At 63.6% G+C, this 11836-nt stretch carries 9 protein-coding genes; 5 read left to right on the top strand and 4 right to left on the bottom strand.

What is annotated here, in order from left to right; genetic code table 11:
* Nucleotides 1-67: 67 nt before the first annotated feature.
* Both NKI21_RS16970 and NKI21_RS16965 read left to right on the top strand, forming a co-directional pair.
* Entirely contained in the window at nucleotides 68-1354 is a 1287-nt protein-coding gene (locus tag NKI21_RS16970) for an NAD(P)/FAD-dependent oxidoreductase (protein WP_352441043.1), read from the top strand.
* Between the two features lie 262 nt (nucleotides 1355-1616).
* On the top strand, nucleotides 1617-2444 hold the full coding sequence (locus NKI21_RS16965; RefSeq protein ID WP_352866431.1) for an SH3 domain-containing protein: 828 nt from the start codon (nucleotides 1617-1619) through the stop codon (nucleotides 2442-2444).
* Between the two features lie 91 nt (nucleotides 2445-2535).
* Here NKI21_RS16965 and NKI21_RS16960 read toward each other — a convergent pair whose 3' ends face one another.
* Nucleotides 2536-3282: an SDR family oxidoreductase gene (locus tag NKI21_RS16960; protein ID WP_352441046.1), complete on the bottom strand. Its 747-nt coding sequence runs from the start codon at nucleotides 3280-3282 to the stop codon at nucleotides 2536-2538.
* Nucleotides 3283-3594: 312 nt separating this feature from the next.
* Between NKI21_RS16960 and zwf the strand changes: the two genes are divergently transcribed.
* From zwf to edd, 3 genes are all read left to right on the top strand, one after another.
* On the top strand, nucleotides 3595-5064 hold the full coding sequence (zwf, locus tag NKI21_RS16955) for a glucose-6-phosphate dehydrogenase (protein WP_023809187.1): 1470 nt from the start codon (nucleotides 3595-3597) through the stop codon (nucleotides 5062-5064).
* Nucleotides 5046-5762 (top strand): 6-phosphogluconolactonase, encoded by a 717-nt coding sequence (gene pgl, locus NKI21_RS16950; protein WP_023809188.1) that lies wholly within the window; start codon nucleotides 5046-5048, stop codon nucleotides 5760-5762. Before zwf ends, pgl begins: the two co-directional genes overlap by 19 nt.
* A 73-nt stretch (nucleotides 5763-5835) precedes the next feature.
* Complete coding sequence (edd, locus tag NKI21_RS16945; protein WP_352553680.1) at nucleotides 5836-7659, top strand: phosphogluconate dehydratase; 1824 nt, start codon at nucleotides 5836-5838, stop codon at nucleotides 7657-7659.
* Between the two features lie 68 nt (nucleotides 7660-7727).
* Here the strand turns inward: edd and NKI21_RS16940 are convergent, their stop codons facing one another.
* The 3 genes from NKI21_RS16940 to folD form a co-directional block, all read right to left on the bottom strand.
* Nucleotides 7728-9380, bottom strand: coding sequence for a vWA domain-containing protein (locus NKI21_RS16940; protein ID WP_352866426.1), 1653 nt, complete (start codon nucleotides 9378-9380; stop codon nucleotides 7728-7730).
* A 381-nt stretch (nucleotides 9381-9761) separates the two neighbouring features.
* On the bottom strand, nucleotides 9762-10760 hold the full coding sequence (locus NKI21_RS16935; RefSeq protein ID WP_032908654.1) for a GlxA family transcriptional regulator: 999 nt from the start codon (nucleotides 10758-10760) through the stop codon (nucleotides 9762-9764).
* A gap of 20 nt (nucleotides 10761-10780) precedes the next feature.
* Nucleotides 10781-11680, bottom strand: coding sequence for a bifunctional methylenetetrahydrofolate dehydrogenase/methenyltetrahydrofolate cyclohydrolase FolD (gene folD, locus NKI21_RS16930; protein ID WP_023809192.1), 900 nt, complete (start codon nucleotides 11678-11680; stop codon nucleotides 10781-10783).
* Between the last annotated feature and the right edge of the window lie 156 nt (nucleotides 11681-11836).

Here is an 11836-nt window from a genome sequence, read left to right as displayed (position 1 = left end):
ACTACTCCACTCCACCCCTACTCGCATACTCCCCTCCTGCACTACTCCCCTACTCCCTGCGAGCATCATGCCCTACCAATCCCCGATCTCCCCCGGCCGGTCCTGGTATGAGGACACAGCCGGTCCGAGACCTGAATACCCGGCGCTGGATGGCGACCGGGCATGCGATGTCGTCATCGTCGGCGGCGGCTTTACCGGTTTGTCGGCGGCGGCGCATCTGGCCAAGGCAGGCACCAATGTCGTGCTGATCGACGCTTACCGCTTCGGCGATGGCGCCTCCGGGCGCAATGGCGGGCAGCTCGGCACCGGCCAGCGCGTCTGGGCCGAGGACCTGGAAGCCGAGTATGGCTTGGCCCGCGCCAAGGCGCTGTTTGATCTTGCCGAAGAGGCCAAGGCGCATCTCCTCGAATTCACTGCCGCCAACCAGATCGATATCGACTATATGCCGGGCCAGCTCTCGGTGGCGCACAAGCCGCGCTATGTCGACGACTACAAGGCGCATGCCGAGATCATGGCGAGCCGTTTTTCCTACCCGCATATCTCGTTCATGGATGCCAGGGAGACGGCGGAGCGGTTGGGCTCGACCGCCTATTTCGGCGGCACGCGCGACACCGGCACCGGCCACATCCATCCGATGAAGCTGGTGATCGGCACGGCGCGGGTGGCAGCGCTTGCAGGCGCGCAGCTGTTCGAGGGGACGCCGTCGACCGGCATCATCTCCAGCGGCGGCAAGGTCAAGGTTTCGACACCGAGGGGGACGGTGACGGCGCAGAAATGCCTGATAGCGGTCAACGCCTATGGCGGCGCGCTCGAGCCGGTTAGTGCGGCGCACATCATGCCGATCGGTTCCTTCATCGGTGCGACCGTGCCTCTGGGAGCGGACTCGAACGTTTTGCCGGGCGGCGAGGCGGTCGACGATTCCCGCTTCGTCGTGCGCTATTTCCGCAGATCGAAGGACGGACGGCTGCTGTTTGGCGGACGCGAGGTCTATGGCGTCAACGATCCGAAGGATATCCACATTCACATCCGCCGCCAGATCGCGGAACTCTATCCGGCGCTCGGGGATGTCGAGATCACGCATGGCTGGGGCGGCTATGTCGGCATCACGGTGCCGAGAAAGCCTTTCGTGCGCGAAGTGATGCCCAATGTGATCTCGGCCGGCGGCTATTCCGGCCACGGCGTCATGCTGTCGAACTACTTCGGTAAACTCTATGCCGAAACCGTTGCCGGCAACCGCGACCGGCTGAAGCTGATCGAGGATCTGAAAATCCCGCCGTTCCCCGGCGGTCGGCGCTTCCGCACGCCGCTGCTGTTCCTGGCGCTCAACTGGTTTGCGTTGCGGGACAGGATCTAGCCGACCGACCTGGTGTAATATTGTAATATTCGTTGTAACATTTGTTGCCCGTGCGACGCATTGCGCAATTTCCCGCAAAGGCGCAGAATCCCCTATAATGGCGTACTGATGCCACAATCGCAGGCGAAAGCTGCCGGTTCTGGGCGATTGTTCGGGGATTGTTGCGGGACTGCCCGCGTTGTTTTTTTGACCTATGCGGATCAGACGCCGGACTTCCGGCACCGACCGATAGAACGTCGGCCCGCTTATGGAGGTGGCAAGAGTGAGAGAGCCCTTCAGTTTCGGTACGCCGGAACGTCGGCGCTTTGCCATGCAGTTCGGATACGACATGCGGCCGTCCTTCTGGCAGGAAATCCGTTCGAACTCGCATCTGGTGATCGCCGCGATCGGCACCGCCGCACTGCTTGGCGTCGCCGCCGTGGCGCTGTGGCTGGCATTGCCGGCCAGCGACAGACAAGCGGCAGCGAGCCCCGAGCAGACCATTCCAACGGTTCCGGTGAAGACGACGAAAATAACCCCGGTTGGGGCCGCGGTCGCCGCGGCAGCCGTGCCGCAGGCGCGCAAGTCCGACGCTATTCCGACAACCGTGGCGGCCGCGCAAGCCAACATCCCCGCACTCGCCGCCAACGATCCGCGCTGGACCGGTTCGCAGCCGAAGGACGCCGCCACTTCCGATTCGACTGCTCCCAGCCAGGCAGCGGACAAGCAAGCTGCGGCATTCGCACAGCCGGCAGCCGATACCGATGCCGCCACCGAACTTGCCAAGGTAGCCGCGCCCAGCGCAGCCGCGGGCAACCACCCCGACGGCGCACAAACCGCCGCCATCCCCGCGGTGCAGCCGCAAGTGCCAGCGGCGGAAGGCGATGACAGCCAGGCCAAGGCGAAGCCCAGGAAAGCCGCAGCCGCCGGAACAGGGCGCATCCTGAGGGCCGTGACCATGCGAAGCGGCCCGAAGAAAAATGCCGCCGCCATCGGTACGGTGCCAGCCAAAACCTCGGTGCAGGTGATGAGCTGCAAGAAATGGTGCCAGATCACCTACAACGGCAAGACCGGCTGGATCTACAAGAGTTACATCAAGACTGGCGCGTGACGTACCCCGCTCTGCGTGAGGCAGGCCTGTTGTTCTGATGCATGTCGTTCTCCCAAACCGGGGCCGCTTTCGAGCGACATACATCAGGCTTTCAGATGCAGCGGCCGCCATCGACCTCTAGCGCCACGCCGGTGATGAAGGCGGCCTCGTCCGAGGCCAGCCAGAGTGCGGCGTTGGCGATGTCGAGCGGCGTCGAAAGCCGGCCGAGTGGGATCGATGCGCGGAACTTCTCGCGGATCTCGGGCGTGTCGGCGCCCATGAATTTCTCCAGCATGCCGGTCTCGCCGGCAACCGGGCAGAGGCAGTTGACGCGGATGTTCTTCGGCGCCAGTTCCACCGCCATCGATTTGGTGGCGGTGATCGCCCAGCCTTTCGACGCATTGTACCAGGTGAGGCCGGGGCGCGGCCGCAGACCCGCGGTGGAGGCCGTGGTCAGGATGACGCCGCCGCCCTGCCGCTCCATGATCGGCACCACGGCAAGTGCCGCGTGATAGATCGCCTTCATGTTGACGGCGGTTATCAGGTCGAAGGTGTCCTCGTCGACGTTGAGCATGTCGCCGTTGCGATGGGTGTAGCCGGCATTGTTGACCATGATGTCGATGCGGCCGAAGGCGCTTTTCGCGGCATAGATCATCTCGTCGAATTCGGAGCGTAGCGAGACATCCGTCTGGGTCCAGATCGCCGCTTCTCCGATCTCGCCGGCGACGCGCTCCGCGCCCCTGGCGTTGAGATCGGCGACAACGACCCTGGCGCCCTCCTGCGCAAAACGCCTGGCAATGCCCTCGCCAAAGCCCGACGCAGCGCCGGTGATGATCGCAACCTTGTTTTCCAGACGCATTTTTTTCCGCTCACTATTGGTGACGATCAACGGGCACGTCATTGGCGCTCATCCGCGCAAGCCACGGCTTCTGACCGGATTGGCCGAAAGATGTGGGTCCATCGCCGATTTCTCCTTTGGCTTTCGCGTCGATCCCGCTCTATGCTGCAACTGCGAAGGCTTCCGGAGCCGCGCCTTCGACAAGCCTCCGGGTCATCGGACTGTCAAGGGGCAGGCGCATACACCCAGATGTGACACCATGGCACTGGAAAATTTAAATCGATTAGATTATATCAGCCGCGTCACAGCGACCGGCGTCAAAGCGGACAGACCATGACCAGCCAGATCATCCCCGTCGAGCCTTTCGACTTCATCATTTTCGGCGGCACCGGCGATCTGTCGGAACGCAAGCTTCTGCCGTCGCTCTATTATCGCCAGCGCGACCATCAGTTTTCGGAGCCGACACGCATCATCGGCACGTCGCGCTCGAAAATGAGCGACGAAGAATTCCAGGCCTTCGCCAAACAGGCGATCTCCGAGCACGTCAAACCGGCCGACATCGACGCCAAGGAACTGAAGACTTTTCTGGCGCGGCTGTCCTACGTCTCCGCCGATGCGACGAGCGGCGCCGGCTTCGACAAGCTTAAGAAGGCGATCGGAGACAGCGACCGCATCCGAGCCTTCTACCTGGCGGTGGCGCCGGCGCTGTTCGGCGACATCTCGCACAAGCTGAAAGAGCACAATCTGATCACGCCGAACTCGCGCATCGTGCTGGAAAAGCCGATCGGCCGCGATCTCGATTCGGCACGCAAGCTCAACGACCTGGTCGGCGACGACTTCCACGAAAGCCAGATCTTCCGCATCGACCATTATCTAGGCAAGGAGACGGTGCAGAACCTGATGGCGCTGCGCTTCGCCAACGCGCTCTACGAGCCGTTGTGGAATTCAGCCCACATCGACCATGTCCAGATCACAGTGGCCGAGACCGTCGGTCTGGAAGACCGCGTCACCTATTACGACAAGGCCGGCGCGCTGCGCGACATGGTGCAGAACCATATGCTGCAGCTGCTGTGTCTCGTCGCCATGGAAGCGCCGTCATCGATGGATGCCGACGCCGTGCGCGACGAGAAGCTGAAGGTGCTGCGGGCGCTGAAGCGCATCAACGGCAACGAGGCGCCAAAGCACACCGTGCGCGGCCAGTACCGCGCAGGCGCCTCGGCCAGCGGAGCTGTAAAGGGCTATGTCGAGGAGCTTTCCCACGACAGCAATACCGAGACCTTCGTCGCCATCAAGGCCGAGATCGGCACCTGGCGCTGGGCGGGCGTTCCGTTCTACCTCAGGACCGGCAAGCGGCTGGCAACCCGGGTTTCGGAAATCGTCATCGAATTCAAGCCGATCCCGCATTCGATCTTCGGCGACAGCGCTGGTCCGATCTTCGCCAACCAGCTGGTCATCCGGCTGCAGCCCGACGAAGGCGTCAAGCAGTTCATCATGATCAAGGATCCGGGTCCGGGCGGCATGCGGTTGCGCCAGATCTCGCTCGACATGAGTTTTGCGCAGTCCTTCGATGGCCGCGCGCCGGACGCCTATGAGCGGCTGATCATGGACGTCATCCGTGGCAACCAGACCCTGTTCATGCGCCGTGACGAAGTCGAGGCGGCGTGGAAATGGATCGACCCGATCCAGAATGCCTGGGAAAGTGCCAGGCAGGAGGCGCAGGGCTACACGGCGGGCACCTGGGGCCCATCGGCCTCGATAGCACTGATCGAACGTGACGGGCGGACATGGCACGAGAGCAATTGAACAGCGCCGCCTATAGCTGGAACGGCTTCGCTGAGCGCCAGGAACTGGCGGCAGCCCTTGCCGGCCATGTTGCAGGCAGACTGACCAAGGCGATCGCCGAGCGCGGCACGGGGCTGCTCGCCGTCTCCGGCGGCACCACGCCGGCAAAATTCTTCGCCGCCCTTTCGGCGATACCCATCGCTTGGGACAAGGTGATCGTGACGCTGGTCGACGAGCGTTTCGTGCCGGCCTCTTCGCCACGCTCCAATGCCGGGCTGGTAGCCGCCAATCTGTTGCAGAACGCGGCCAAGGCGGCTCGTTTCGTGCCGCTCTATCACGAAGCCACCAGCATCGAGGATGCGGCCTCGTCCGACGATGCAGCGCTCCGGTCCTTGCCATGGCCGCTCGATGTCGTCGTGCTCGGCATGGGGCCGGACGGCCACACCGCCTCGTTCTTTCCCGATGCCGACGATCTGGCAACGCTGCTCGACCCGTCTTGCGACAGGATCGTGCTGCCGGTTCATGCGGCAAGTGCGGGCGAGCCGCGGCTGACCCTGTCGCTGGCGCGCATCGTCGAAGCCGGCTTCATCGCGCTGCACATAGAGGGTGAGGACAAGCGTGTCGCCTTCGACGGCGCGGTTGCGCCCGGGCCGCGAAAGCCAATCCGTGCCGTGCTCGACGCAGCACATAAGCCCGTAGAGGTTTTCTGGGCCCCCTGAATCTCGATTTACTCTGGTCCCGGCAAACGGCGGGAGGATGTTTCCGGGACCTCGCCTGAAAGGACCGACCGCCATGACCGCCAGACGCGACATCGAAGCCATCACCGAACGCATCCGCCAGCGCTCAAAGCCAGGCCGCGAGCGTTATCTCGGCCGCATCGCCGAGGCATCGAACCGCACCGCCAACCGGGCCGTTTTGTCGTGCGGCAACCTCGCCCATGGCTTTGCGGTGTGCAGCCCCTCGGAAAAGCTCGCGCTGGGCGCCGACAAGGTGCCGAACCTCGGCATCATCACCTCCTACAACGACATGCTGTCGGCGCATCAGCCGTTCGAGACCTTCCCCGCGCTGATCAAGGATGCGGCCCGCGAAGCCGGCGGCATTGCCCAGGTGGCAGGCGGCGTGCCGGCGATGTGCGACGGCGTCACCCAGGGCCAGCCCGGCATGGAGCTGTCGCTGTTTTCGCGCGATGTCATCGCCATGGCCGCCGCGATCGGCCTGTCGCACAACATGTTCGACGCTGCCGTCTATCTCGGCGTCTGCGACAAGATCGTGCCGGGCCTGGTGATCGCAGCACTGACCTTCGGCCATCTGCCGGCGGTGTTCATTCCGGCCGGACCGATGACGACCGGCCTGGCCAATGACGAAAAGGCCAAGGTCCGCCAGCTCTACGCCGAGGGCAAGGCCGGACGCGCCGAACTGCTGGAGGCCGAGTCCAAATCCTATCATGGGCCGGGCACCTGCACCTTCTACGGCACGGCGAATTCCAACCAGATGCTGATGGAGATCATGGGCCTGCACACGCCGGGCGCTTCCTTCGTCAACCCCGGCACGCCGCTGCGCGAGGCGTTGACCCGCGAGGCGACGAAGCGGGCGCTGGCGATCACCGCGCTCGGCAACGCCTATACGCCCGTCGGCCGGATGATCGACGAGCGCTCGATCGTCAACGGCGTTGTCGGCCTGCACGCCACCGGCGGCTCGACCAATCACACCATCCACCTGATCGCCATGGCGGCGGCGGCCGGCATAGCCATCACCTGGCAGGATATTTCCGACCTGTCGGAAGCGGTGCCGCTGCTGGCGCGGGTCTATCCGAACGGCCTCGCCGACGTGAACCATTTCCACGCCGCCGGCGGGCTCGGCTTCCTGATCCGCGAACTGCTCGACGAAGGCATCCTGCATGAGGATGTGCAGACGGTGTGGGGCGAAGGCCTGCGGCCCTATGCGGTCGAGGCAAAGCTCGGCGCCGACGGAGGCGTGGTGCGCGAGGCCTCGCCGAAGGCAAGCGGCGACGAAAAGGTGCTGGCGCCGTTCAGCAAGGCATTCCAGGCGACCGGCGGCCTGAAGGTGCTATCAGGCAATCTCGGCCACGCCGTCATCAAGACTTCCGCGGTGAAGCCGGAGCGGCGTATCATCGAGGCGCCGGCCAGGGTCTTCGACAGCCAGCAAGGGCTGAACGATGCGTTCAAGGCGGGCACGCTGACCGGCGATTTCATCGCCGTCATCCGCTTCCAGGGGCCGAAGGCCAATGGCATGCCGGAACTGCACAAGCTGACCACGGTGCTCGGCATCCTGCAGGATCGTGGCCAGCGCGTGGCGCTGGTCACCGACGGGCGCATGTCGGGAGCCTCCGGCAAGGTGCCGGCGGCTATCCATGTCACACCGGAAGCGGTCGAGGAGGGTCCTATCGCCAGGATCCATGAAGGCGACATCATCCGGCTCGACGCCGAAGCCGGAACGCTGGAAGTGCTGGTGCCGGCCGGGGAGTTCGCTTTGCGCCGGACGGCGGATGCCGATCTCATCGGCAACGAGTTCGGCTTCGGCCGCGAGCTGTTTGCCGGCTTCCGGCAACTGGTCGGCCGCGCCGATCATGGCGCCAGCGCCTTCGGCACGACATGACGGCAATTCTGCGTAGTTCATGAAAAAGGGCGGCACATGGCCGCCCTCTGGCGGTTGTGCATACGCTTCTAGTGCACGGTTAGCTCCGCTCGCTCGCCGGCCTTGACCGTCACGTTGCCTTCTTTGGAACTGTTATCGGATTTCTCCGAGACGACGGCATAGTCACCCGCCGGGATCGCTGCCTGATACTTCTGGTCGAATGCATAGCCAAGCGACTTGCGGTTGCCGTTGATGTCCTTCTTGGCCTCGAAAATCTCGATCTTCGAGGCTCCGGGCGCGGTGATCGCCAGCACGCCGGCATTCATTGCGACCTTCAGATCCTGAAATTCGCCCACCTTGACAGTGAACGGCTGCTCGACGACGGCGAGATCAACCGCCGCAATCAACACATAGTCATCGGGTGGCAGATCGAATTTGCTGTCGGGTCCGTAGGCATAGGTCACCTCGTCCCTGGTTCCATCGATCTTCTTTTTTGCCTTGAGCACCTTGAAGCCGATGCCTGAACCGTCCGCCTTGTCGCCGCCGGCAGCATAGTAAGCATTGGCAACGACATGGCCGACACCGGCAATCATGTCCTTTTCCACGGTCTTGCCGGCAGCCAGCGGAATCGTCTCGGTAGCCGCGCCCTGCCCGATCGTGACAGTCACCTTCTGGTCGCCGGCCGGCAACACGGCTTTCGTCGTCCCATAAAAGGTCGCGGGCATGTCTGCACCCGGATAATCGATGACGACAGCCGCGCCAACGACGACATCCGCCCCCGCGCTCGGTCGCGGGTGGATGATGAGCGTGCCGGCATTCAAGTTGAAAAGCGGCTTGTAGACCTGGCCGGCCTCGATCTTGACCTTCTGCTCGGTTTTCGCCTGGCCGTCACTGGCCACGACGATATAGTCGCCCGGTTCCAGATTGGCCTTATAGGCACCGTATTCGGTGCTGACGTAGTCGCCGCGCGTACCGTCGGGTTTGGCCTTGTAGATTTCCCAGGCGTTGCCGTCAGTGACGGGATCGCCGCCCTCGGCAAGCACCGCTATCGGCAGGAAATTGAATTCCGCTTTGGCCGGCTCCGGCGCGGGCGCAGGTGCCGGAGCCGGTTCAGGAGCAGGCGCCGCCACTGTCTCGACAAGCGCCTCCTGCAACGCCTTCTCGTCGGAGGCCTGGATGTATTTGCCGCCGGTGTTGTCGGCGAGGCAGGCGATCTGCTTGCCCTCGTCGGCGGTGAGGCCGAAACCGACGACATCGGCGGTGAAGTCGACGCCGGATGCCTCGAGCTCCTTGCCAAGCGCGCAGGGATCGCCGCCGCATGTTTCGAGCCCGTCGGTGATGAGCACGACGGTCGCCTTGTCCTCGGTGTATTTCAACGCCTCGGCCGCCTGCTTGACGGCAGCGGTCAGCGGTGTCTTGCCGAGGAATTTCAGGCTGTCGGCGGCGGCCGAAATGGCGCTGCCCGAACCTGCCTGCGGCGGCACGATCAGCTGGATGTCGTCGCAGCTGCCCTTTTCACGATGGCCATAGGCCATGAAGCCGATCTCGTCGTCGGTGGGGACCGATTGAAGCACGGTTCGAAGCGACTCTCGGGCGATTTCGAGCTTGGGCTTGCCGTCGATCTGCGCCCACATCGAGCCGGACGCATCGAGAATGATGATGACCTTGTTTGCGGCGAAGCCTAACGTCGTCATCGACAAAAGGAGGATCGCCGCAGCGACGCCCCGTGCAAGTCCCGCCATCGAAATCTCCTAAATCCGCCCCTGATCCGGGCGGCAAGCTATTTGACGCGGCGCCGGGACACAAGTCCGGGCGCCCGGTGCGTAGGGCTGCGGACCCAGCTTAACAAAAATACTGGCGACAGCCAGTTCGGCGGTGTCGGCAGCCTTTTTCCCCGGTAATAGGAATTTTTTCTTGACACCATGCCCTCAGCTAAGGTACATATTTGGCTATGGTGCTGATTTGCACCGGTGGCCCGCCGCAATAGGCGGGTTTTTTCGTTTGATGCACCCGTCAGCCTACGCGCGGCGAAGGCTCCGAAAGAACCCATTAACCCGAATTCATGGCCCTGGCCCAATGCGCCGGGGCCGAATGCCGCACTTTTCAACGAAAACGAAACCCGCTCAGTAAGTCGTGCGGCGCTCTTCCGAGGGCGGCCTGCCGAATTGCAGCCGGTAGCTCTGGGCGAAGTAGGAATGCGAGGTGAAGCCGGTCGCGATCGCCACGTCGAGGATCGGCATGTTGGTCTGGCGCAGCAGTTCGCGCGCCCGCTCCAGCCGCAACCGCATGTAATAACGGCCGGGCGTGACGCTGAGATGGCGCAGGAACAGGCGCTCGACCTGGCGCACCGAAAGGCCGGCGGATTTGGCCAGCTGTACCGCCGACAGCGGCTCGTCGAGGTGGTCGGCCATCAGTTCGACGATACGCCTAAGCTTCTCCGACTTGCCGGTCAGGTCGCGTTCCGGCCCGACGCGCTGACGGTCGCCGGCCGAGCGGATGCGTTCGTGCTGGAACTGGTTGGCGACGCCATTGGCGAGGTTCGAGCCGAAATCGCCGCGCACGATCTCCAGCATCAGGTCGATCGAAGTGGTGCCGCCGGCACAGGTGTAGCGCTTGCGATCGATCTCGAAGACGTTGCCGGTGCAGTTGATGTCGGGGAAGCGTTCGACGAAGCCGGCACGGTTTTCCCAATGGATGGTGCAGCGATAGCCTTCGAGCTGGCCGGCCTCGGCCAGCAGATAGGAGCCGACCGACAGGGCACCCAGCGCATTGCCGCGCCGGCCCCAGCTTCGCAAAGCCGCCAGCACCTTGCTCTTGCCGGGGAATTCCGTCGTCAGCCCAACCGAGACGAACAGGATATCGACCGGCGGCAGGTCGGCAACGGCATAGTCGATCTTGAGCGGCAGGCCGTTGGAAGCCATCACCGGATCGCCATCGGCCGACACCGTCGTCCAGCCGTAGAAGTCACGGCCGAGCAACCGGTTCGCCGACCGGAACGTATCGATCGCGGCAGCCAGCGAGAACATGGAGAACTTGTCGACCAGCAGGAATGCGAACTGCCGGCCACCTTGAACGGGGTCCGCGATGACCGGCCGTTCTGAGGGAACACTGGGGTTCGGCAAAGCTGCGGCTTTCTGGCGGGTCAGAAGGACGGCCGTTTCAATCCGGCCGCAAGGTAGGCCGAGGCTAACGTATTGGCCATCAGCATGGCAATGGTCATAGGCCCGACACCGCCAGGCACCGGCGTGATGGCGCCGGCGGCCTTGGCCGCTTCGGCATAGGCGACATCGCCGACGAGGCGGGACTTGCCCTCGCCCTTCTCGGGTGCGGGAATGCGGTTGATGCCGACATCGATGACGGTAGCGCCTGGCTTCACCCAATCGCCCCTGATCATCTCCGGCCGGCCGACGGCCGCGACCAGAATGTCGGCGGTGCGGGCAAGTGCCGGCAGGTCTTTGGTACGGCTGTGAGCGATGGTGACGGTGCAGTTGGCGGCGAGCAGAAGATTGGCCATCGGCTTGCCGACGATGTTGGAGCGACCGACGACGACGGCATTGAGGCCGGACAAATCCTTGCCGCGCACACGTTCGATCAAAAGCATCGAGCCGGCCGGTGTACAGGGCACGAAGGCAGTCTCGAGTTCACCGGTGCCGAGCTTGCCGACATTGATGAAGTGGAAGCCGTCGACGTCCTTTTCCGGCGCGATGGTCTGGATGATCTTGCCGGCGTCGATATGGGCAGGCAGCGGAAGCTGCACGAGGATGCCGTTGATGGCGGGATCGGCGTTGAGGTCGCCGATGATCTTCAGCAATGCCGGTTCCGAGGTTTCGGCCGGCAGCGTGTGCTGGACGGAATGAAAGCCGCATTCCTTGGCGGTGCGCGACTTGGACGCGACATAGACCTGGCTGGCGGGATCCTCGCCGACGATGACCACGGCAAGACCGGGCTTGGGCTTGCCCTTGGCGACAAGCTCGGCCGTCAGGGACTTGACCGTCCCCACAACGTCCCCGGCAACGCTCTTGCCATCAATCACTTCAGCCATGGACCACCCTCAACACCAGAATGCCCAAGCGCGTCGGGTCCCGAAGCGACGCGGGTTTAGATCTTTCACCGCGTGGCATTTTCACGAAAATTCCATCATGCAATCCCGCCAAAGCGCCGTCCCATGCCGTTTACGCGAAACCGGCATGTTTTTGTA

The organism is Mesorhizobium sp. M0715 (genome assembly GCF_040320355.1).
Classification (GTDB): Bacteria; Pseudomonadota; Alphaproteobacteria; order Rhizobiales; family Rhizobiaceae; genus Mesorhizobium.
The sequence above is the reverse complement of the archived record's forward strand: the minus strand, read 5'-3'. Positions and strand labels throughout refer to the sequence as shown.